Origin of the sequence: Pseudomonas sp. P108 (assembly GCF_032613195.1) — a bacterium.
Taxonomy (GTDB): domain Bacteria; phylum Pseudomonadota; class Gammaproteobacteria; order Pseudomonadales; family Pseudomonadaceae; genus Aquipseudomonas.
In genome coordinates this window covers 4,189,476-4,211,002 of sequence record NZ_CP126691.1, presented here as the reverse complement: position 1 = coordinate 4,211,002, position 21,527 = coordinate 4,189,476, and the positions used below count along the sequence as shown (strand labels likewise).

Annotated in this window: 26 protein-coding genes; 15 read left to right on the top strand and 11 right to left on the bottom strand. The window is 59.3% G+C overall.

Annotation, left to right across the window (positions count from 1 at the left end; all coding sequences use genetic code 11):
• From tusD to QOM10_RS18460, 3 genes are all read right to left on the bottom strand, one after another.
• Positions 1-393 carry a sulfurtransferase complex subunit TusD gene (tusD, locus tag QOM10_RS18470; protein WP_316916720.1) on the bottom strand — a complete coding sequence of 131 codons (393 nt, stop codon included), beginning with the start codon at positions 391-393 and terminating at the stop codon, positions 1-3.
• A gap of 200 nt (positions 394-593) precedes the next feature.
• Positions 594-1,298 carry a YoaK family protein gene (locus tag QOM10_RS18465; protein WP_316916719.1) on the bottom strand — a complete coding sequence of 235 codons (705 nt, stop codon included), beginning with the start codon at positions 1,296-1,298 and terminating at the stop codon, positions 594-596.
• 25 nt (positions 1,299-1,323) lie between these two features.
• Entirely contained in the window at positions 1,324-1,653 is a 330-nt protein-coding gene (locus QOM10_RS18460; RefSeq protein ID WP_016987055.1) for a DUF6388 family protein, read from the bottom strand.
• Positions 1,654-1,787: 134 nt separating this feature from the next.
• Here QOM10_RS18460 and QOM10_RS18455 point away from each other — a divergent pair, with 134 nt between their 5' ends.
• The gene (locus QOM10_RS18455) at positions 1,788-2,138 is read left to right on the top strand and encodes a hypothetical protein (protein WP_127928908.1); all 351 of its coding nucleotides are present in this window, start codon (positions 1,788-1,790) and stop codon (positions 2,136-2,138) included.
• A gap of 117 nt (positions 2,139-2,255) precedes the next feature.
• Here QOM10_RS18455 and QOM10_RS18450 read toward each other — a convergent pair whose 3' ends face one another.
• Complete coding sequence (locus QOM10_RS18450; RefSeq protein WP_127928906.1) at positions 2,256-2,681, bottom strand: GNAT family N-acetyltransferase; 426 nt, start codon at positions 2,679-2,681, stop codon at positions 2,256-2,258.
• Positions 2,682-2,829: 148 nt separating this feature from the next.
• On the opposite strand from QOM10_RS18450, the gene QOM10_RS18445 reads away from it, so the two are divergent.
• The 4 genes from QOM10_RS18445 to QOM10_RS18430 all read left to right on the top strand — a co-directional run bounded on the left by QOM10_RS18445 (position 2,830) and on the right by QOM10_RS18430 (position 5,909).
• Positions 2,830-3,267: a hemerythrin domain-containing protein gene (locus QOM10_RS18445; RefSeq protein WP_127928904.1), complete on the top strand. Its 438-nt coding sequence runs from the start codon at positions 2,830-2,832 to the stop codon at positions 3,265-3,267.
• Between the two features lie 221 nt (positions 3,268-3,488).
• Positions 3,489-4,124 (top strand): lytic polysaccharide monooxygenase auxiliary activity family 9 protein, encoded by a 636-nt coding sequence (locus tag QOM10_RS18440; protein WP_127928902.1) that lies wholly within the window; start codon positions 3,489-3,491, stop codon positions 4,122-4,124.
• A gap of 43 nt (positions 4,125-4,167) precedes the next feature.
• Entirely contained in the window at positions 4,168-5,226 is a 1,059-nt protein-coding gene (locus QOM10_RS18435) for a chitinase (RefSeq protein WP_316916718.1), read from the top strand.
• Between the two features lie 95 nt (positions 5,227-5,321).
• On the top strand, positions 5,322-5,909 hold the full coding sequence (locus QOM10_RS18430) for an NUDIX domain-containing protein (protein ID WP_160040946.1): 588 nt from the start codon (positions 5,322-5,324) through the stop codon (positions 5,907-5,909).
• A gap of 98 nt (positions 5,910-6,007) precedes the next feature.
• Here the strand turns inward: QOM10_RS18430 and QOM10_RS18425 are convergent, their stop codons facing one another.
• Positions 6,008-6,523: a methylated-DNA--[protein]-cysteine S-methyltransferase gene (locus tag QOM10_RS18425; RefSeq protein WP_316916717.1), complete on the bottom strand. Its 516-nt coding sequence runs from the start codon at positions 6,521-6,523 to the stop codon at positions 6,008-6,010.
• Positions 6,524-6,677: 154 nt separating this feature from the next.
• Here QOM10_RS18425 and ggt point away from each other — a divergent pair, with 154 nt between their 5' ends.
• The 3 genes from ggt to QOM10_RS18410 all read left to right on the top strand — a co-directional run bounded on the left by ggt (position 6,678) and on the right by QOM10_RS18410 (position 10,185).
• Positions 6,678-8,405 (top strand): gamma-glutamyltransferase, encoded by a 1,728-nt coding sequence (ggt, locus tag QOM10_RS18420; protein ID WP_316916716.1) that lies wholly within the window; start codon positions 6,678-6,680, stop codon positions 8,403-8,405.
• Between the two features lie 66 nt (positions 8,406-8,471).
• On the top strand, positions 8,472-9,005 hold the full coding sequence (locus tag QOM10_RS18415; RefSeq protein WP_150775039.1) for a cysteine hydrolase family protein: 534 nt from the start codon (positions 8,472-8,474) through the stop codon (positions 9,003-9,005).
• Positions 9,006-9,171: 166 nt separating this feature from the next.
• Complete coding sequence (locus QOM10_RS18410) at positions 9,172-10,185, top strand: hypothetical protein (RefSeq protein ID WP_316916715.1); 1,014 nt, start codon at positions 9,172-9,174, stop codon at positions 10,183-10,185.
• Between the two features lie 19 nt (positions 10,186-10,204).
• On the opposite strand, the gene QOM10_RS18405 is transcribed toward QOM10_RS18410, so the two are convergent.
• Positions 10,205-10,849, bottom strand: a complete 645-nt coding sequence (locus QOM10_RS18405) for a TetR/AcrR family transcriptional regulator (protein ID WP_127928888.1) — start codon at positions 10,847-10,849, stop codon at positions 10,205-10,207.
• A gap of 143 nt (positions 10,850-10,992) precedes the next feature.
• Between QOM10_RS18405 and QOM10_RS18400 the strand changes: the two genes are divergently transcribed.
• Together QOM10_RS18400 and QOM10_RS18395 are read left to right on the top strand one after the other, a co-directional pair.
• Complete coding sequence (locus QOM10_RS18400; RefSeq protein ID WP_316916714.1) at positions 10,993-11,451, top strand: GNAT family N-acetyltransferase; 459 nt, start codon at positions 10,993-10,995, stop codon at positions 11,449-11,451.
• A 127-nt stretch (positions 11,452-11,578) separates the two neighbouring features.
• Entirely contained in the window at positions 11,579-12,214 is a 636-nt protein-coding gene (locus QOM10_RS18395) for a hypothetical protein (RefSeq protein ID WP_316916713.1), read from the top strand.
• 42 nt (positions 12,215-12,256) lie between these two features.
• On the opposite strand, the gene QOM10_RS18390 is transcribed toward QOM10_RS18395, so the two are convergent.
• Together QOM10_RS18390 and QOM10_RS18385 are read right to left on the bottom strand one after the other, a co-directional pair.
• Positions 12,257-12,802 carry a hypothetical protein gene (locus tag QOM10_RS18390; protein WP_007908120.1) on the bottom strand — a complete coding sequence of 182 codons (546 nt, stop codon included), beginning with the start codon at positions 12,800-12,802 and terminating at the stop codon, positions 12,257-12,259.
• A 53-nt stretch (positions 12,803-12,855) separates the two neighbouring features.
• Positions 12,856-13,173 (bottom strand): hypothetical protein, encoded by a 318-nt coding sequence (locus tag QOM10_RS18385; protein ID WP_127928882.1) that lies wholly within the window; start codon positions 13,171-13,173, stop codon positions 12,856-12,858.
• A 157-nt stretch (positions 13,174-13,330) separates the two neighbouring features.
• On the opposite strand from QOM10_RS18385, the gene QOM10_RS18380 reads away from it, so the two are divergent.
• Positions 13,331-14,776 carry a SulP family inorganic anion transporter gene (locus QOM10_RS18380; protein ID WP_150750775.1) on the top strand — a complete coding sequence of 482 codons (1,446 nt, stop codon included), beginning with the start codon at positions 13,331-13,333 and terminating at the stop codon, positions 14,774-14,776.
• A gap of 496 nt (positions 14,777-15,272) precedes the next feature.
• On the opposite strand, the gene QOM10_RS18375 is transcribed toward QOM10_RS18380, so the two are convergent.
• Positions 15,273-15,785 (bottom strand): carboxymuconolactone decarboxylase family protein, encoded by a 513-nt coding sequence (locus QOM10_RS18375; RefSeq protein ID WP_150750776.1) that lies wholly within the window; start codon positions 15,783-15,785, stop codon positions 15,273-15,275.
• 131 nt (positions 15,786-15,916) lie between these two features.
• Here QOM10_RS18375 and QOM10_RS18370 point away from each other — a divergent pair, with 131 nt between their 5' ends.
• Complete coding sequence (locus QOM10_RS18370) at positions 15,917-16,732, top strand: AraC family transcriptional regulator (RefSeq protein ID WP_316916712.1); 816 nt, start codon at positions 15,917-15,919, stop codon at positions 16,730-16,732.
• A 3-nt stretch (positions 16,733-16,735) separates the two neighbouring features.
• On the opposite strand, the gene QOM10_RS18365 is transcribed toward QOM10_RS18370, so the two are convergent.
• Positions 16,736-17,629, bottom strand: coding sequence for a DMT family transporter (locus tag QOM10_RS18365; RefSeq protein ID WP_150775045.1), 894 nt, complete (start codon positions 17,627-17,629; stop codon positions 16,736-16,738).
• Positions 17,630-17,718: 89 nt separating this feature from the next.
• Here QOM10_RS18365 and QOM10_RS18360 point away from each other — a divergent pair, with 89 nt between their 5' ends.
• The 3 genes from QOM10_RS18360 (at position 17,719) to QOM10_RS18350 (ending at position 19,864) form a co-directional block, all read left to right on the top strand.
• Positions 17,719-19,050 carry a PLP-dependent aminotransferase family protein gene (locus QOM10_RS18360; protein WP_316918392.1) on the top strand — a complete coding sequence of 444 codons (1,332 nt, stop codon included), beginning with the start codon at positions 17,719-17,721 and terminating at the stop codon, positions 19,048-19,050.
• 52 nt (positions 19,051-19,102) lie between these two features.
• On the top strand, positions 19,103-19,489 hold the full coding sequence (locus QOM10_RS18355; RefSeq protein WP_150750778.1) for a c-type cytochrome: 387 nt from the start codon (positions 19,103-19,105) through the stop codon (positions 19,487-19,489).
• A gap of 81 nt (positions 19,490-19,570) precedes the next feature.
• Positions 19,571-19,864: a hypothetical protein gene (locus QOM10_RS18350; RefSeq protein WP_127928871.1), complete on the top strand. Its 294-nt coding sequence runs from the start codon at positions 19,571-19,573 to the stop codon at positions 19,862-19,864.
• Here the strand turns inward: QOM10_RS18350 and QOM10_RS18345 are convergent, their stop codons facing one another.
• The gene (locus tag QOM10_RS18345) at positions 19,865-21,508 is read right to left on the bottom strand and encodes a diguanylate cyclase (protein WP_316916711.1); all 1,644 of its coding nucleotides are present in this window, start codon (positions 21,506-21,508) and stop codon (positions 19,865-19,867) included.
• Between the last annotated feature and the right edge of the window lie 19 nt (positions 21,509-21,527).

Here is a 21,527-nt window from a genome sequence, read left to right as displayed (position 1 = left end):
TCACGCACCTCCGAAGCAGATCAAGCGGTCAGCATCTTGCACTGCGTCATGCAACTGACCGAGGCCGGACAATTCCCACGGCGCGCTGACCGAAATCGCTTCACGTTGATAACGATTGGCCTCTTCAGCGTTCAACACGCCACGGCGCAGGGCGGCGGCGATACACACCACGCCATCCAGCTTCTGCTCGCTGATGAACGTGCGCCATTGTTTGGGCAGGTCCAGTTCGTCCTGCGGGGTGACCACCGCATCGGAAGCGTTATAGACGCCGTCCTGATAGAAAAACAGCCGGACAATCTCATGCCCACCGGCCAGCGCGGCCTGCGCAAACAGCAGGGCGCGGCGCGAGGAGGGCGCATGGGCGGCGGAAAACAGCGCAATGGCGAACTTCATGACGGACTCGATCAGCAAAACTGCGGCCATGATAAAGCATTGCAGACCGCAAAGGATCGCAGCGCTTACAGGGAAGCACGATCTCTGTAGGAGCTGCGGCACGCTGCGATCTGTTGATCTTGATTCTGAAAAACAAGATCAACAGATCGCAGCCTCGTTTCACTCGACAGCTCCTACAGGGAAACCGGGGAAGGCGTTGATTAGCGAGGCATGTAACCCAACTGCCAGCGCCGCGGGATTTTCAGGGAGAGCAGCCCGATCATCGCGGCCAGCAACCCGCTGACGAACATCGCTTTGAGCCCCAGATGATGTTCCAGCACCGCCCCCAGAATCGCGCCGATAAACATCCCGCTCCATGGCACCAGTTGCACCCGCCAGCCGCTGCGCCGTTCGCCAAGCATCCAGCGACCCAATCCACGGCCGAATCGCGACAATGCGCCAGTCACGTAAGTGAGCCCGACCGGCAAGCCGTTTACCTCTTCGACCGCCGCATTGAGCATGCCCATCGCAATAATTGCCGCCATCAGCGCCGGCAGTTGCGTGTCGAATGGCCAGACCGCCGCCGCGCACAGCAGGGTAGCGATACACAGCAGCAGCGGCAGCGCCCGGCGCCCACCCAAGCGCGCAACTACAACACCCAAAGCATTACCGACAACGAAAGTTGCGACGAGAATCACCAGACGTGCGGTCAGCCCGACATCGCCATCACTGATCGCCACAGCGAGTCGAGTGGTGTTGCCGCTCATGAACGAGACGAAGTCGCCGCTGGCCATAAAGCCGATGGCGTCGGTCATTCCGGCCAGTACCGAGAGGCTGGCCACCAGTGCCAGACCCACCCGCCCGCGCCACTTCTGCGTGTGCAGATGGCCGGGGCTGGCGCGGTGAGTCGAGGCGGATGGCAGCATGAGTGGCGGTGTCCTTTCGCGGTGGTTACGGTTCTATGCCATACAGATCGCAATATTCCAGCCAATCCATACCGGCCATTTCTGCGACTTCACGGTGAACTTCCAGACGCTGCGCCTGATACTCCTCAGGCGAATCAGCGGTCAGTTGCAAGGTCAACTCCCAGGCGAACAGACCGAGACTTTCCGCCTCGGCCTCAAACGCTTCATGCAGTCGTTCTTCACGATACTGCGCCTGCGTTTCGCCTTTGGCCTGGGCCAGCAACGGGTTGAGGTGGTCGAGGGTTTCGCGCAGTTCGGGACGCGCGTCGAGAAACACTTTCAGGGCATGTTCATGTCGCTGGTCGGTAGGCGCCATGTGTTTTCCTTGTGAGGCTGATGACCTTAGGTTGCCGCAGCGGCCTGCGCGTGTCGCGCTATAAATGCAGTAAAGCAGAACGATTTCTGCTGCTGCGGTGATACAGTCCGCTTTTTTCTGAATGAGCGAACGCAATGCGAATTCTGATGGTAGCGCTGGCGGCGACACTGCTGGCCGGTTGCGCGGGCTCGGTGATGGACGATGCTCGCACCAAAACCCCCTATAAAGTACTGACTTCGGACAAAGCCGAAAAAGTCGTGGCGCAGTGTGTGCAGTTCGGCTGGCAGGACGAGGCGGTATTCGGCGTCGATGCGGCGGCGTATCTGGAACCGCGCAAATCGGGCGGTACGACGGTGTATACCCGTTCGGCGGAGTCGTTTGTCGACGTGATCACTGAAGCTTCGGGCACGACGCTGAATTACTACGCGCAGAAGGATGACTTTGTCGCCAAGCGCCGGTTGGCGGCTTTAGCGACCTGCCTCTGATCATGCGCTGAAGCGGCTGCCACCTTCGTCGGAACGCCGCCCGGAGCAGGCTCGCTCCCACATTTTGCAATGCGTTCCAATGTGGGAGCGAGCCTGCTCGCGAAGGGGCCGCAACATTCAACCAATCAGTCGCTTCTGGAAGAAATGCCGCTTATGCCCCAAGGGGTAATCCAGAATCTCTCCGCATTCGCTGAATCCAAGCTTCTTGTAAAACTCCGGAGCCTGGAAGGAGAAGGTGTCGAGCCAGATGCCAACGCAGTCTTTTTCCCGTGCCAGATCTTCCGCCCTCTGCATCAACTGCGAGCCGATACCTTTGCCGCGACCCTGTTCCGGCACGGCCAATAACTCAATGAACAGCCAACGATAGAACGTGTGGGCATACAAACCTCCGAGGATCGCGTCGTGTTCATCACGCACTAACAGAGCGATCGGCTCGAAGGTCGACGGTCCGGCTTTGGCAACGTTGTGCGCACGCAGCGGCGCGAGGATGGCTGTGCGTTCTTCTTCGCTCGGGTTTTGTGACAGCTCGATGCGCAAATTCATACGTGACTTCCTTGTAGTTTGAACCCGCAGCCTATCCTGCCCGGCGCCTGTCTTCCAAGCCCTGCCGCAACCCGGTGGAACTGCCGCTCTCGCGTCGGGGTCTAGCCTTTACAGCGTCATTCCAGCACGCGGTTGATGAGGATCCCCCATGAATATTTTCGAAGCCCTTCGCGAAAGCCATGACCGCCAGCGTAGCTACGCCAAAACCCTGATCGAAACCAGCGGCGATACGCCGGAACGGGTCGAAGCTTACAAACAGCTCAAGGCAGAACTCCAGGCTCATGAAACTGCTGAAGAGCGCCATTTCTACATTCCGCTGATGGAGCTTGATGACGGTGTCGATCTGAGTCGCCATGCCATCGCTGAACACCATGAAATGGACGAGATGATGGAAGAACTCGACGAGACCGAGATGTCCAGTCCGGCGTGGTTGGCAACCGCGAAGAAGCTGTCGGACAAGGTTCATCATCATTTAAAGGAAGAAGAGCAGAAGTTCTTCCAGATGGCCGGAAAATTGCTCAACGAGAAACAGAAAGAACAGCTTGCCGGGCAGTACGAAAAGGAGTTCAAGGCACAGTTACCGTGAGTACTGAATGGCAGTTTTTGCAGCATTGGCGTGTAATCTTTTGGCGTCATCTCGGGTGGGCGTTATCGTAATTGACTGTATATACATCCAGTATTTTCAGTGTTTTTACGTCTTGAGGCCGTCGACTGCGACAAAACCGCCGATGGACAAAAAATTCGTCTCCGTTAGCTTGAAGGCCTCTCCTCGGAAAGGAGAGTTCTTAAATCAACGGAGTGAAAAACATGAATCAACCACAAGCACAAACCCAACTGCGACACGGTCGTGTCATCTCCCCTGCAAGCCGCGGTGCGGTGGCGATCGAGCAAGGATTGCTCGGCGCCTGGCAGGTCAACGAAATGGAAGGCGGGAAGAATTTCCCGGCACTGGCAGCGGGGCCGTTTCCGGCCCCTTACCAGAGCGACTCGGACAGTGTCACGCCACCGGCCGACGGCTACATTCTCAGCGGCGGCAAGAACGATGCCCGCGATTGCGTGAACTTCACCAATGAAGAGATGAGCAAGAAACTCGCTCGCCCGTTTACCTGGCCGCTGCTCAATGTCACGCCGGGGCAGACCCTCGAAATCAAGTGGGAATACACCGCGCCGCACACCACCCGGGGCTACCGCTGGCTGATCACCAAGGATGGCTGGGACCCGAAACAACGCATCAGCCGCGCGCAACTGGAGGCGCAACCGTTTTTCGAGGACTTCTACACTCAGGTGCCTTATTACAGCTATCCGAATGAGCTGAAGGCCAAGGTCAATCACGCGGTGAAACTGCCAGCCAACAAGAGGGGCCATCACGTGATCGTGCTGATGTGGATCGTTGCCAACACCGGTAACGCCTTCTATCAGGCCTTCGACGTCGACTTCAAATAACGGCGCTGCGTCGTCAAACCCACACGTTCTGAAGGATTAGAACATGTCAAATATCGACTTTTCTTTAATGCAAAACCCGGCGAGCGATGCCGCTTCGCTGATGCCGAGCATTGCCGGCAAAAAGATCCTCATGGGCTTCTGGCACAACTGGCCAGCGGGGGCGAGCGATGGTTATCGCCAGGGCCGCTTTGCCAGTCTCTCGCTGGAGGAAGTGCCCAAGGAGTACAACGTCGTTGCAGTGGCCTTCATGAAGGGCAGCGGCATTCCGACCTTCAAGCCGTTCAACGTGTCCGATGCCGAGTTCCGCCGCCAGGTCGGCGTGCTCAACAGTCAGGGTCGGGCCGTGCTGATCTCCCTCGGCGGTGCCGATGCGCACATCGAATTGCGCAGCGGTCAGGAAGAGCCGCTGGCCAACGAAATCATCCGCCTGGTGGAAACCTATGGCTTCGATGGACTGGACATCGATCTTGAACAGAGCGCGATTGATTTCGCTGCCAACAAGACCGTCCTGCCGGCCGCGCTGAAACGGGTCAAGGATCACTACGCAGGCCAGGGCAAACACTTCATCATCAGCATGGCCCCGGAGTTCCCGTATCTGACCAGTACCGGCAACTACGTGAGCTACCTGCAGGCACTGGAAGGCTACTACGACTTTATCGCCCCGCAGTTCTACAATCAGGGCGGTGACGGGGTCTGGGTGCCCGAAGCCAACAATGGCGCGGGTGCTTGGATTGCGCAGAACAACGATGCGCTGAAGGAGGATTTCCTTTACTACCTGACCGAAAGTCTGGTGACCGGCACTCGCGGCTTCACGCGGATCCCGGCGGACAAGTTCGTCATCGGCCTGCCGGCCAACAACGATGCGGCGGCCACCGGTTATGTGATCGACAAAACCGTGGTCGGGAATGTCCTCAAGCGTCTGGCGATCAAGGGGCTGTCGATTAAAGGTTTGATGACCTGGTCGGTGAACTGGGACAACGGCACCAGCAAGGATCGTGTGCCGTACAGCTGGGAGTTCAGCAGGCGTTATGGGCCGTTGATTCAGGGCGTTCGTCCCGTTGGGCAGGATGTCGATGACATGCAATCGCTCATCGCTCGTTAGTTGCAAATAAAGAAGCCCGGTAGCGCTGCCGGGCTTTTTTTGTTCGCGCAATTATTCGACCATGGCGGCTTACTCAGGAAACAGGATCAAGCGTCATGTCCAACACAGCCGAGCGGGTCAACATCGTCGACACTCAGGTGTTGTCCCATGACTGGTATCTGCTGAAGAAAATCACCTTCGACTATCACCGCAACAATGGCGAGTGGCAGCGTCAGACCCGTGAGGTTTACGACCGCGGCAATGGCGCTGCGATTCTGTTGTTCAACCGCGAGCAGCGCACGGTGGTGCTGACCCGGCAGTTCCGTTTACCGGTGTTCGTCAATGGTCATGATGGTTTGCTGATTGAGGTGGCGGCCGGGTTGCTCGAAGGCGCGGCGCCGGAGCAACGGATTCGCGATGAAGCTGAGGAGGAAACCGGTTATCGCGTGCACGATGTGAAGAAGGTGTTCGAGGCCTACATGAGTCCCGGTTCGGTGACCGAGAAGCTGCATTTTTTCATTGCCGAATACGACGCTGCATCGAAGGTCAGCGACGGTGGCGGTCTGGAAGAAGAAACCGAAGAACTGGAAGTGCTGGAGTGGAGCTTCGACGAAGCGTTGGCAGCGTTTCAGCGCGGTGAGATCTGCGACGCCAAGACCATCATGCTGTTGCAGTATGCGGCGATGAATAACTTGTTTAACTGATAAATCAAAAGATCGCAGCCTTCGGCAGCTCCTACAGGAAAACGCATTCCAAGGTAGGAGCTGCCGAAGGCTGCGATCTCTTGATTCGTATTAACTGACTAAAACAAATCCCCGGTTTTGCCAATCTGCAACCAGTCGCCACCTTCAAGGGTCAGCAAGCGCTCTTTCGCCTCCAGCCCACCGGCAAACCCGGTCAGCTTCCCCGAGGCGCCGATCACCCGATGACACGGCGCGACGATGGAAATCGGGTTGCGTCCGTTGGCGGCTCCCACTGCCCGCACGGCGCTGGGGTTGCCGATCTGTTCGGCAATCTGGCTGTAGGTCCGCGTCTCGCCAAATGGAATGGTCAGCAGCGCCGCCCAGACCTTTTTCTGAAAGTCGGTGCCAGCGAAATCCAGTTCCAGATCAAAACAGTCACGCGTCCCGGAAAAATATTCTTCAAGTTGTCGAGCCGTTCGAATCAGGATCGGATTGTCGCGTGCCTCGCTCATCGGTCCGAGGCGCACGCGGTTCGGTTTGTCGTTTTCCCAGAGGATGGCCGCCAGTCGTGAGCCGTTCGCGACCAGCTTCAGCTCACCGACGGGCGAGGGCAGGGTGATGAACGTATAGGGCATGACGGCAGACTCCGGATCAGGACAGCAACAGTGCCCAGCATACTGCCTGATCGGGGAGGCGCAATACGCAAAGCCGACCATACTGCTTGGTGCTCTTGAAGCGTTCCCCGCTCTGTTTTGCACAGACCCTGAAAACAAAAAAAGAGATCGACTCATGAAGTACGAACCTTTGGCCAAATCGCTGATAGCGACCTCACTGGCACTCAGCTGTCTCATGGCTCACGCGGCGTCAGTCGCACCGGTTGCCGCCGAAAACGGCATGGTGGTCACCGCGCAACATCTGGCCACCCATGTGGGTATCGACGTACTGAAAAGTGGCGGTAATGCCGTCGATGCGGCAGTCGCCGTGGGTTACGCGCTGGCGGTGGTGTATCCCGCAGCAGGCAACCTCGGCGGTGGCGGCTTCATGACCATTCAATTGGCGGACGGGCGCAAGACCTTCCTCGATTTCCGCGAAAAGGCCCCGTTGGCGGCGACGGCCAACATGTACCTCGACAAGGAAGGCAACGTCATTCCCGACTTGAGCACCCGTGGCCATTTGGCGGTGGGTGTGCCCGGCACGGTCTCTGGCATGGAACTGGCGCTGAGCAAATACGGGACCAAGCCGCGCAAGGAGATGATTGCCCCGGCGATCAAACTGGCGGAAGACGGCTTTGCGCTGGAGCAGGGTGACGTCGAGTTGCTGGAGTACGCCACCGACGTGTTCAAGAAGGACATGCGCGATTCCGGCGCGATCTTCCTGCACAACGGCGAGCCGATGCAGGTCGGGCAGAAACTGGTGCAGAAGGACCTCGGCAAAACCCTGCGGAGCATTTCCGATAAAGGCGCCGACGGCTTCTATAAAGGCTGGGTCGCCGATGCCATCGTGACCTCCAGTCAGGCCAACAAAGGCATCATCACCCAGGCCGACCTCGACAAATACAAGACCCGCGAACTGGCGCCGGTGGAGTGTGACTACCGTGGTTATCATGTGGTCTCGGCGCCACCGCCAAGCTCCGGCGGCGTGGTGATCTGCCAGATCATGAACATCCTCGAAGGCTATCCGATGAAGGATCTGGGCTTCCATTCGGCTCAGGGTATGCACTATCAGATTGAAGCGATGCGCCACGCCTATGTCGATCGCAACAGCTACCTCGGCGATCCGGATTTCGTCAAAAACCCGATCGAGCACCTGCTGGACAAGAACTACGCGACCAAACTGCGCGACGCTATCCAACCGAACAAGGCCGGCGTGTCGGCTGAACTCAAGCCCGGCGTAGCGCCCCATGAAGGCAGCAACACCACCCACTATTCGATCGTCGACAAGTGGGGCAATGCCGTGTCGGTGACTTACACCCTCAACGACTGGTTCGGCGCGGGCGTGATGGCGAGCAAGACCGGGGTAATCCTCAACGATGAAATGGACGACTTCACCTCCAAGGTCGGCGTGCCGAACATGTACGGTCTGGTGCAGGGCGAAGCCAATGCGATAGCGCCGGGCAAGGCACCGCTGTCATCGATGAGCCCGACCATCGTCACCAAGGACGGCAAAGTGGTGATGGTGGTTGGCACACCGGGTGGCAGCCGCATTATCACGGCGACTTTGCTGACCATGCTCAACGTCATCGACTACGGCATGGGCCTTCAGGAAGCGGTCGATGCGCCACGCTTCCATCAGCAGTGGATGCCGGAGGAAACCAACCTCGAGGACTTCGCCGCCAGCCCCGATACGCGCAAGATTCTCGAGAGCTGGGGCCACAAGTTCGCCGGCCCGCAGGACGCCAACCACATCGCCGCGATTCTGGTGGGGGCACCTTCGCTGGGCGGTAAGCCCGTTGGCAAAAACCGTTTCTACGGCGCCAATGATCCGCGCCGCAACACCGGCTTGTCACTGGGTTACTGAGGGGCGTAAAAAGGGGGCGGGCTCACGTCCGCCCCTGTCTCAAGGACTGATCAAGGAAGGCTCATCATGACCACCGCATTACTGATCATCGACGTCCAGCGCGCCCTCTGCTCGGGCGAATATCAGTGCCATGACATTCACCGGGTGATCGACACCATCAACGGTCTCAGCACCCGGGCGCGCAAGTCAGGTGTGCCAGTGGTGCTGATCCAGCATGAAGAAAAGGACAGCCCGTTGGCCCTTGGCGCCGAAGGCTGGCAACTGGCCGAAGGGCTTGAGACATCGCCTGAGGACTTGCGCGTACGCAAGACCACGCCGGATTCGTTCTACCAGACAGACTTGCGCAAACTGCTGCCGAGCGAAGATTTCGAAAAACTGGTCATCTGTGGTCTGCAAACCGATTACTGCATCAACGCCACCGTGCGTCAGGCCCATCAACTGGGTTATGACGTGGTGCTTGTGGCCGACGCGCATTCCACGGTCGACAACGGCAACATGAGCGCCGAAGACATCATCGCCGAACACAACAAGGATCTGGCGCACCTGACCGGCTCCGTGGCGCGGATCGACGTCATACCCGCAGCCGACATCACGTTCTGACAACCCACACAAAACCTGTAGGAGTGAGCCTGCTCGCGATAGCAGTGTGTCAGTTGGCGCAGCATCGTCTGACAGAACGCTATCGCGAGCAGGCTCACTCCTACAGTGGGGATTTCCGGCAGCAGCACTGGCATACTGCGCGCCGTCCGAAGAATGGAATCTCTCGATGTTCGCCATCTCCCTGCGTCATGCCTTGGTGCTGATGTCCGTTGCGTTTGCCTCTGTTACCCAAGCCAGCAGTTTCGATTGCGCCACGGCCAACAGCAAAACTGAAAAAGCCATTTGTGGTGACCCGCAGATTTCGCTGCTCGACGAGACGCTGGGCAAGCTGTGGCATTCGACATTGGCTAATGTCCCCGATGCCCAAGCTCTCAAGACGGACCAGCGGCAGTGGCTGAAAAATCGCAACGCCTGTGGTGAGCAGACGGCCTGTTTGCGCCGCCAGTACCTGATGCGCCTGACCGAACTTGAACACGCCACCCAGCCCTTCAGTTGGGACGCGACCTGGCAGCTTGTTCCGCCGGGGACTTCAACCTCGGCGACGGTGATAACCCAGCGCCGCGATGCTACGCACATCAGCATCGACATTACGGCAGCTGAGGGCGCCAACTCCGGTGATCTGGATGGCATCGCCACACTCAAGGACGGTAAGGCCGTTTACTCGGAAGACGAGTGCACCCTGTCGTTCACTCCCATCAACGGTGTGCTGGATATTTCGCTCGTGGGCGCAGGCGGCTATTGCAGTGCCGGATTGGGCGTCTACTACACCGGTCGTTTTGTCGCCTCGCAGCAACCGCTGATGCTGGATTACGACATGCTCAGCCTGGGCCTGGCGCAAACACCGGAAGAGACCCAGGCACTGCACACCTTGCTCAAAGGTGATTATCAGACACTGGTGGAAAAGTCCGGCTCCCTGATGACCGCTGAGCCTTCCGCTGATGTGCCGGGCAGTCAGGTCTGGGAGATGTGGATGCGCGGCCTCGGCGGTACCGGCGTCGTGATGCGGTCAACCGCTGGCCATTTCTGGGTGCTGCTGATGACCTACGACAGTACCGGCCACTCGCGTCTGCGCTATTACACCAACGCTGCGAAATGGAAAAAACGTCTACCCAACGCCTTGCACGACTGGAACGAGCGCATGAAAGATCATCTGGAACTCCCCGTAGACTTCATGCCCTGATCTGCGCAGCAGCCCTCCCTCAAGTCGCAAACAAAACCCCACGAATCTCGCCGACTCGCGGCGCTACGACCACGCCCTCCAGCACCATCCGCGTGATCGTCTGCGCCGCCGTTTGATAGTCCTCATCCTGCGGCACTTCGCGCCCCGTGATCCGGCCCATCTGCCAGCCGATGTTGGTGTACGTGCGCGTCGCCGACCAAATGAACAGCATCAAATGTTCCGGATCCACCGGTGCCAACAAACCGCGCTCGATCCAGCTGCGCAGGCATTCAACATTGCGCCGCGCTTCGGCCTGCAACAGATCTCGGCACTCGTCGGGCAACTGTCGACCGCCCAGCAGCAATTCGCCGCTGAACACCTTGGCAATCGCCGGATGCTCGCGGGCAATCCGAATCCGCGCGGCAATGTAGGCGCGCAGCCCCGTCAGCGGATCATCGCTTTCACGCAGCGCCGCTGAGGCTTCCAGCAGCGGTTCGACAAAACCCAGCAGTACTTTGCCGTAGAGGTTTTCCTTGGTCTGGAAGTAGTAATACAGATTGGCCTTGGGCACCCCGGCACGTGCCGCGATGTCGCGAGTCTGGGTGGCGTCGAAACCGTTGGCGGCGAATTCTTCGGTGGCGGCGGCGAGGATCAACTGCTCGTTGCGTACGCGGATGGCACTCATGGACACACAGGTTGGCTGGACGGCATGGAAAGGTTCTGGCGATTTTGGTTTCGCAATATACAAAACTATATAGCGAGGAGGCCAGCATACTCGAAGGGCAGCGCTATGCTGTTTCGATCATTGATTGGAAATGGAGCGGGCGTATGACTCTTCAGGCCGTGCGAGCCGACGCGACACATCTGGATGCGGTGGCGGCGTTGTTCGACGCTTATCGAGGTTTTTACCAGCAGCCGTCGAACCTTGTGCAATCGCGAACCTTCATCGCTGAGCGCATGGCTGCCAGCGAATCGGCGATTTTTCTTGCTCAGGATGAACACGGTGAAGCGCTGGGTTTCGTGCAGCTGTATCCGACATTCTCGTCAATCGATGCCCACCGCACCTGGCTGCTCAGCGACCTGTTCACTGCACCCGCCGCCCGTGGGCGCGGGGTTGGCCGACTGTTGATGAACACTGCGCGTGACTTTGCCTTGGCGACCGGTGCCAAGGGCCTGGTGCTGGAAACCGCCACGGACAACTTCAAGGCGCAAGGCTTGTACGAATCCCTCGGTTACGTACGCGACAGCGGGTATTACACCTACATCCTCGACTTGCGGCAGGGCTGAGCAATTTTTTTGCCGATTTCGCCAATTCAGGCTTTCGCTGGAAGGCCTCTCTCTCTAGAATCCGCCCGGCCTTCGCAATGAAGGCTCAACGCCATCATTTGGTCGTGTACACATAGGGACGGACATCATGCAATTCGGGAAAATTCTGGCGCTGGGGCTGGTACTTGCGTTGGGCGGTTGTGCCAGTTTCACCAAAGACGAAGTGGCGCTGGTGACCATGCCGTCGATGGCCAGCTACGCCAACAAGCCAAACGTCTACGTCGATTTCGATTTCTATCAGGGCGAGCCGAAAAGTGGTTCCGCCGTGGAAGTGCCGCAGGCACGTGATCAACTGAAACCACAGCTGCAAAAAATCCTCACTGACTCGGGCCTGTTCGGCCGTGTCACTCTGGACGAGTTCCAGAAGCAGCCGGGCGACTACAGCCTGCGTCTGAAAATGTACAACCATCCGCCGAATGCAGGCTCCATGGTGCTGGCCTTCATCAGCGGCTTCAGCATGATGGTAATCCCGGCGTACGGCACCGATCAGTACACCTTGAGCCTGGAAGGCTTGGATGGCCAAGGTCAGGCCCTGACCACCGCGAGCAACCACGATGCGATCGGCACCTGGATCGGCATCTGGTTCATTCCGCTGATGGCCAACACGCCTAAAGACGCGGTGAATGACACCTTTACCCGTCAGGTCAATGCGTTGCTCAAGCAAATGGTTGATAACAAAAACCTGAAGTACTCGGCGCTCGAAACCGGTATTCCACGGGTTTGAAGCGAAAAAAAAGAGCCGCAATCGCGGCTCTTTTTTTTGCCCTTACTTCAGGGCCTGAATGAACTGTGGATCGCTGTACAGTTCCTTCAGCAGGTCACGCACCATCGGGTTGTAAGCGTTGACCGCGTTCGGGATCGCAATGAAACCGAAGAAGCTGCTGCTCCACTGGCTGCTGACATTCTTGGTCGCGTCGTACACCACATCGTTGCCATTGAGCAGGGTGAAGCGAGCAGCCAGTTTGCCGTCGCCCGTGCCCATGCCGGCGGACAGTTCGTTCTTCACCACCAGCACTTTCAACTGACGCTGAGCCTGCGGATCGAGCAGACCGGCCTTGCGCAGTTCTTCGGTGATCGCGTCCTGAATGTGCGCCGGGATGCTGCCAGACGGTGAGCGAACCGGATTGGCACGCACCACCAGCGAACCTTCACCGGATTCGGCGGTAACCTGAGGATTGCTGATCGCATGCAGCGGCGGGGTTTGCTTGAGCTTCTGAACGTTCTCGAAACTCGGCTCGTAGCGGGTCATGGTCATGCCACACCCTTGCAGCAGCAGAGCCAGCATCGGGATCAACAACAGCGACTTCTTCACGGCAGTTCCTTGCGTGGGAATAGAGGAGGGCGCGAATTATGGGCAGAGTGCCATCATTGAGCAACCTCGTTCGTCGGCGCTTTGAGCAATTGCTCGATCTGCGCCAATTCCCAAGTACTGAGCAGGCTCACCGGGTCGGTGCCAAAACGCTGCCAGCGCTCTAGCGAGCCTTCTTGTCCATCGTCGCTGCGGGCGTGTTCACAGTGATGTAATCGCCCCCCGGCAAAATCCAGCAGCAGGCGCCAGCCGTCGATATCGACTGTGACCAGCCCAGTCTCGGCAGGTGCTTCGCAGACTGTGAACGCGAGCACACCGAGCGCCGCTTCACGCAAACGCTGGCACACTTCGCGGGACGTCAGAAATGCAGACATGTCGAACTCGATGAATACAGGAGCGCGCCAGCATAAAGCCCGAGCCGACAGGTGTCAGCGTTCACTGGCTCGATCCGGAACAATTCCGTAACATCCGCAACCCTCTTTTCCCCGAACACCCGCGGCCGCGCTCGTCGGCCGCTCAGTCAGGTAAGCCATGAAACCGATTCGTCTGCGCGCCGATGTCCTGGCCGGACTCACCACCTCGTTTGCCCTGTTGCCCGAATGCATTGCGTTCGCGCTGGTGGCGCACCTCAATCCGCTCATGGGCTTGTACGGCGCTTTCATCATCTGCACGCTGACGGCGTTGTTCGGCGGCCGGCCGGGCATGGTCTCCGGCGCGGCGGGTTCGATGGCGGTGGTCATCGTCGCGTTGGTGGTGCAGCACGGTGTGCAGTATTTGCTGGCGACGGTGTTGCTCGGCGGTTTGATCATGATGGCGTTCGGACTGCTGCGCCTGGGCAAACTGGTGCGCATGGTGCCGCACCCGGTGATGCTCGGTTTCGTCAACGGCCTGGCGATCATCATTGCTCTGGCGCAACTGGAGCATTTCAAGAGCGGCGAAGACTGGCTCAGCGGTACGCCGCTGTACCTGATGACCGGGCTGGTGCTGCTGACCATGGCCATCGTCTACATTCTGCCGCGTCTGACAAAAACGGTGCCGCCGGCACTGGTGGCGATCCTCGGCGTCGGCCTGCTGGTCTATCTGTTCGGCCTGCCGACCCGCACCCTTGGCGACATGGCGCACATCGCCGGTGGCTTGCCGACCTTCGCTTTGCCGGACATCCCGTGGAATTTCGAAACCCTGCGCATCATTGCGCCTTACGCGATTCTGATGGCGCTGGTCGGTCTGCTGGAAACCCTGCTGACGTTGAACCTCACCGATGAAATCACTGAAACCCGTGGCTACCCGGATCGCGAGTGCGTGGCGCTCGGTGCGGCGAATATGGTCTCGGGTGCGTTCGGCGGCATGGGCGGTTGCGCGATGATCGGTCAGACCGTGATCAACCTCAGTTCCGGCGGGCGCGGGCGTTTGTCCGGTGTGGTCGCCGGGGTGCTGATTCTGTTGTTCATTCTGTTCCTGTCGCCGCTGATCGAGCGTATTCCGCTGGCGGCGCTGGTCGGTGTGATGTTTGTGGTGTCGCAGCAGACTTTTGCCTGGGCGTCGTTGCGGGTGGTGAACAAAGTGCCGCTCAACGATGTGCTGGTGATCATCGCTGTGACCACTATTACGGTGTTCACTGATCTGGCCACTGCGGTGCTGTGCGGCATCATTATCGCCGCGCTTAACTTTGCCTGGCAGCAGGCCCGTGAGCTGTATGCCGATGAGCATCTGGAGGCTGACGGCAGCAAGCTTTATCGTCTGCATGGCACGTTGTTTTTTGCCTCGACTGCGCCGTTTCTCAATCAGTTCGATCCGGCCAATGATCCGGCTCGGGTGACTTTGGATTGTCGGCATTTGAGTTTTGTTGATTATTCGGCGATTGCGGCGTTGAAGACTTTGCGCGAGCGCTATGCGAAGGCGGGTAAGCATTTGCAGGTGTTTCATTTGTCTGAGCGGTGCAAGAAGTTGCTGAAGCGGGCGGGTGAGGAGCATCACTGATTATCTGGCTGACCGGGTACATATCCGTTGCTGCGGTCACGGCGGCTTAGGGTTTCGCCCTTACGGCGACTCACTTTTTTTACAAACGCCTAAAAAAAGTAAGCAAAAAAACGCTTGCTCCTACGTGCGGCCCGCTCGTTGGGGCTCGGGGTTCCTTCGCTCCGGGATCCCTCCGGGCGCATCGCCTACGGTTTGCTTCGCTGCACCTCCTCTCGATGCATTTGGCTGCGCCAAACGGTCGCTGCGCTCCCACCCCCGGATGAATCCCTCCACTCAGCCTTCCGACGTCGCCCGTGGATCAAGATCAAGAGCTGCAGCCGAGCTAACGCTCATCCTGTTGAGTGGTTAGAAGCTCCTCGGTGTGAAGTGGGCGTTATTTTTTGCTTTTCTGTGGGAGTGAGCTTGCTCGCGATAGCGGTGTGTCACTCAAAGATGCTTTGAATGACACACCGCTATCGCGAGCAGGTCAGCTCCAACAGGTTTTGTGTGGCCGGACTCAGATGGCGGGGAAGTCAATATCGGTCAGCGCCGCGTTGTTCAGGTAGTTGGTCAGGCTCTGCACGGCCACCAGTGCAATCACTTCAATGATCTTCACGTCGTCGATGCCGGCAGTGCGGGCGGCGGCGATCTGTGCATCGCTCAAATGGCCGCGACTTTCGGTCAGCTGACGGGCGAGGGTGGCGTAGGCGTTGAGTTCGCCTTGGCGGGCGGCGACGATGTCCTGTGCCGAGAGCCCGGCCTTGCCGGCAAACAAGGTGTGGGCCGCCAGGCAGTAGTCGCAACCGTTGACCTGGGAGGTGGCGAGGTAGACCGCTTCTTTTTCCTGGGCGCTCAGCGAGGTTTTGCCGAGGATCGCCGAGGCTTGCACGTAGGTTTCGAGGGCCACCGGCGCTTTGGCCAGGGTGGTGAAGACGTTGGGCAGGAAACCGATTTTCTTTTTCACGCCTTCCAGCACAGGGCGGGTGGCGTCGGTGGCGGTTTCGAGGCTGATTGCGTGGATGCGGCTCATGGTGATTCTCCGAAAGTCCGGTGCGTAGTGCGCCGGGGATGGAGGCCATGTTATTGAGCGAGGCTGGTGGATTGGCGGCAAATCGTCGAGGATATGCGGCAGATCGTCCAGATATGCTCTTGGAGTCGTCCATGGATCGCCTTTCAACATTGCTCAGCCATTTCGGTGTGACGGCCGGCACTTTTCACAGCGGCGCGTTCTGCGGCGTCGCGGTTCATGAAAATGAACCGGTCGGCCATGTGCATTTGTTGCAGGCCGGCGAGTTGCTGCTCAAGCCGGGCAGCGAACGCGAGATCCGCCTCAGTGAGCCGTCGCTGATTTTCTTCCCCCGACCTTTCGCCCATCGCATGTTCGCCGACGAAGCCATGGACACCCAAGTAGTCTGCGCAACGTTGACGTTTGACGGCGGTTCCGGCAATGCACTGGCGGCGGCACTGCCGGATTACCTGGTGCTGAAACTGACGGACATCCCGGAACTGGCCAACACCGTCGAATGGCTGTTCAAGGAAGCGTTCGAAGGGCATTGCGGGCGCGTGGCGGTGATGGATCGACTGTTCGAACTGCTGGTGATTCTGCTGTTGCGGCATTTGATCAGCAGTCGCGAGCAGCAACCGGGGATGATCGCCGGGCTGGCCGATCCGCGTCTTTCCCGCGCCTTGAACCTGATGCACGAGCAACCGCAAAAGCCCTGGAGCGTGGCGGATCTGGCGTCTGTCGCCAACCTGTCGCGCGCCGGATTTGCCGAGCAGTTTCGCCGGGTCGTCGGGCAGACTCCGGCCGATTATCTGCTGAGCTGGCGGGTCAGTCTGGCGCAGAAACGCTTGCGTGAAGGCAAGCCGATTGCGCTGATTGCCGAGGAGGTCGGTTACGAAAGTCCTTCGGCGCTGGCCCGGGCGTTTCGGCGCAAGACCGGGCTCAGCCCTCGCGAGTGGAAGGCCGGCGCCTGAGGATCATTTGGCGAATTTCTTCGCCCCGGCCACGCACAGGATCACGCCCAGCGTCACGGCGAGCATGCCGAGGCTGACCTGTTCATGCAGCAGCGTCGCCGCCAGCGCCAGACCGAAAAACGGCTGCAGTAATTGCAACTGACCGACTGCCGCAATCCCGCCCTGGGCCAGACCGCGATACCAGAACACAAAACCGATCAGCATGCTGAACAGCGACACATAGCCCAGACACAGCCACGCCGACAGACTGATTGTGTTGAACGAGGCGGGCGCCAGCCACAGACTCAAAACCGCCATGAGCGGTAGCGACAGCACCAGCGCCCAGCAAATCACCTGCCAGCCGCCGAGGGCGCGCGACAGCTTCGCGCCTTCGGCATAGCCGAGGCCGCAGGCGAGAATGGCGGCGAGCATCAGCAGGTCACCGGTGGGTGAGGCAGTCAGGCCTTGTGCCAAGGCGAAACCGACGACCAAAGCGCTGCCGAGAGTGGAGAAAATCCAGAACACCGGTCGCGGCCGCTCACCGCCGCGCAGCACAGCAAAAATCGCTGTGGCCAGTGGCAGCAATCCTACAAACACAATCGAGTGCGCCGACGTCACGTGTTGCAGCGCCAGGGCGGTCAGCAGAGGAAAACCGAGCACTACGCCCAGCGCGACAATCAACAGCGACAGCCACTGATCGCGCGCCGGGCGCCGTTCGCGAAATAGCCACAACAGCGCGACAGCCAACACCCCGGCGATGGCAGCGCGGACCACGGTGAGAAACACCGGATCGAACTCCAGCACCGCCAGACGCGTGGCCGGCAGCGAACCGCTGAAGATCACTACGCCGATAAAACCATTGATCCAGCCACTGGTTTTTTCCAGTGCCGGGGTCGTCAGATTCGAAGTCCGTTCCATAGCAGATCACGCTCAGAAGTGGGTTGCATTGTCGTGATGCTAGAGCCGAGAATCAGCACAATCAAAGAATTGTCATGGATACATCCGGCATGCCACGCTCGCGCTACAAGACACTCGTTGACGCCTATGCCGCAGATATTCGCTCGGGCCAATTGCCGCCGGGCACGCGGTTGCCGACCCATCGGCAACTGGCCGCTCAGGAAGGGCTGGCGCTGGTCACGGCCTCGCGGGTGTATGCGGAGCTGGAGGCCATGGGCCTGGTCAGCGGCGAAACCGGGCGCGGCACGTTTGTCCGCGAAACCTCGCTGTCGCCGGGGCAGGGCATCGATCAGAAAGACGTGGCGGTCGGCATGATCGACCTCAATTTCAATTACCCGTCGTTGCCCGGTCAGGCCGATTTGTTGCGCAGCGCGTTGCGCCAATTGGCGTTGTCGGGCGACCTGGAAGCGTTGTTGCGTTATCAACCGCACGCCGGCCGTGCCCACGAACGTGCGTCGGTCGCTCGGCATCTGTTGACGCGCGGGGTGACTGTCGACGCTGAGCAAGTACTGATCGTCAATGGCGCCCAGCAAGGCCTCGCCGTCACGTTGATGGCATTGCTCAAACCCGGCGATGTGATTGCTGCCGACGCCCTGACCTATTCCGGCTTCAAGGTACTGGCCGAAGCGCTGCATCTGGAAGTCGTGGCGATTCCGGTCAGCGCGCAAGGGCCGGATCTCGCGGCGCTGGACACACTCTGCCGCAGCCGCTCGGTGCGTGCCGTGTACAGCATGCCGACGTTGCACAATCCGCTGGGCTGGGTGACGCCATTGGCACAGCGCGAGCAGTTGGTGGCGATTGCCCGACGGCATGATCTGACCCTCATCGAAGACGCGGCCTACGCATTTCTGGTGGAAAACCCACCGCGTACGCTGATCGATCTGGCACCGGAGCGCACGGTGTATGTCTCGGGTCTGTCGAAAAACATCGCAACCGGCCTGCGCGTCGGTTTCATTGCCGCCCCGACCGACGTGGTGCCAGCACTGGAACGCATCATCCGCGCCACCACCTGGAACACGCCGGGCGTCATGACCGCCATCGCCTGTGGCTGGCTCGACGACGGCACAGTGACGTTGCTCGAGGAGCAGAAACGCAAAGATGCCAAGGCGCGGCAGGCGCTGGCGGCCGAAGTGTTGAAAGGATTGCCCAGTGTTGGCCATCCGGCGTCGTATTTCCTGTGGCTACCGTTGCCGGAGGATGTGCGCGCTGACCAGATTGTCGTCGAGCTGATGCACGAGCAGATTTCCGTCACCACCGCCGAGCCGTTTTCGGTGTCGGGCCATGCGCCGCATGCGATTCGGCTTGCGCTGGGTTCGGTAGAGATGGATGTGTTGCGCCAGGCATTGATCAAAATCAGCAGGATCATTGGCGCTTACCGGTAAAAACAAAATGCTACCCTTGCGCCGCCCGATGCAGACCGACCCGGAACCCTCGATGAAAAACACCGCTGCACTGTCACTCGCTCTGATGCTCGGCTCCAGCCTGTTCAGTACGTTCACCCTCGCCGCAGGCGACCCCGAAGCTGGCGCGAAAATCTTCCCGCGCCTGTGCGGGGGCTGTCATCAGGTCGGCGAATCGGCCCGTCCCGGATTCGGCCCGCAACTCAATGGCATCATCGGGCGGCCCGCCGGTACCTCGGCTAATTACGTGTATTCCGAGGCGATGAAGAACTCGGGGGTGACTTGGGATCGTGAAACGCTGATTGCCTATCTGAAGGATCCGAAAGGCGTGGTGCCCGGCACGCGGATGATTTTCTGGGGCCTGAGTGACGAAGAAAAACTCGACAACCTGTTGGCTTATCTTCAGACCTTCTCGCAATGACGGCAGGAGCTGCCGAAGTCCCTGATTGAAAATGACATGAAAAACCTATTCGGCGTTGTTGCTGCCTTCAAGGAACCCACCATGAAATTTTTGCTATTGGCAACACCGCTGCTGCTTGCCACAGGACTGGCCCACGCGGGCATCCCCATGTTCAACGCCACGTGCCCGGGCAAGATCGAAGTGCACGCCGATCAAGGCGGGCCGATCTACATCAATGGCAAGGAAGGCAAGTTGAAGAAATTCAATGAGAACTACTTCGAGGCCAAAGGCGCGGGCGTGACCATCTCTCTGAGCATCAATCCCGACGGATCGCCTGCGGTGTCGTACACCGGGAAGAACAGGGCCAACGGGATTTGTGAAGTGAAAAGCGACTGATCAAGCGACCTGATTGCGACCCGCTGCCTTAGCCTGATACAGCTGCTGATCGGCGCGTTTGATCAGTGCACTGTGGTTGTTATCGGCCGGGTCTGCCAGGCCGACACCGATGCTCACCGTCACATTCCCGACCGCAGGGAAATCGGCCTCGGCAACCGCCGCGCGAATCTTCTCGGCGACAACTTCCGGGGTGTCGGGTTGGGCGATTTCCGGCAACAGTACGGCGAATTCTTCGCCGCCATAACGGGCGACGAAATCGGTGGTGCGCAGGCTGCTCTGAATCAACTGCGCCAACTGCTGCAGCACTTCATCCCCCACCGCGTGACCGTGGGTGTCATTGATTCGCTTGAAGTGATCAGCATCGATCAGCAGCAGGGAAAACGGGCGTCCGGTACGGCGGAACAGCAGTGTGTATTCGGTGAGTTTTTCGTCGAAACGGCGACGGTTGTGAACGCCGGTCAAACTGTCGTGGGTCGCCAGACTCAGCAGCTCGGCGTTGGCCTGTGTCAGCGCAGCGGTGCGTTGCGCGACGGTTGCTTCTAGCGAGGCATTGGCCTCTTGCAATTCGCGCTCTTTGTTGAGCAGTGATTGCGTCATTGCATCGATGGACTGACCGAGCTGAGCAATTTCCCGCACCGGGTGTTGCAGCGGGAATTGTGCACCGGGCTGTTTGTTCTGAACTTGTCTGGCCGAATGCGCGAGCTGTTCGATCGGTCGGCTCAGATACAGCGCCAGATAGTAGGCCACCAGGCCAAACAGCACGGCCGCGACCACGCCCAGTATCAGCAGTTTGTAGAGCAGCAGACGTGCCGGTTGCAGTGCGGTTTCCAATGGCTGGCGCACGGCGATCGACCACGACAGCGCCGTGCTCGACGGCGTTGGTACGGTGACCATGCTGGTGAGAAAACCGTTGCCCGCCGTCCACCCCTGTAACTTCGAATCCATCGCCGCCAGTTGCTGGCCCGCCAGCGCTTCCGGATAGAGAATCTTGCCATCGTGATCGATGATCAACGCCTCGATATCCGGCGTTGAGTTTTTATGTGAAAACGCCGCTGACTCAACAATGCGTGTTACCCAACTCCAGTGCGCGTGTGCACCCAGGACGCCAATCACCTGACCGTCGGCGTTACGGATCGGCGCGGCGAAATCGATGAAACGCAGTGGTTCACCGTTCGGCAGGCCCGGGAGCATTTTCGCCAGCAGCACCGCCTCATGGGGATCGCCGGTGTACTCCCCGCGCAACCCGGCCTGGAACCACGGCCGTTGTTGCACCGATTGACCCACCAGCAAGCCGTTCACCGCTTGATGCACCTTGCCCTCGGCATCGGTGACGCCCATCCACGCATACTCGGCGCGGGCCTGAGTACGCAGTTGCATCGATTTCAGAATCGCTGGGTTGTCCAGATCGCCACGCTCCAGATGCGGCGCACGGCTGAGCAGATACACCTCCAACTGGCGTTCGCGCAGTTGCTCGCCCAATAACGATGCGGCCGAGCGCGCGGTGTTGAGCAAGGCATTGCCGCTGGCCTGCTTCATCTGTTCCGTGGCGATGTGGCCGACATAGAAGCCCACGCTGAGCAGCGTCAGCAGGGACAAACCGGCAAACCAAAGGGTGAGGTGGCTACGCAGACTGGCTTTGAGCATGGGCAGGCGAGGTCTGTTT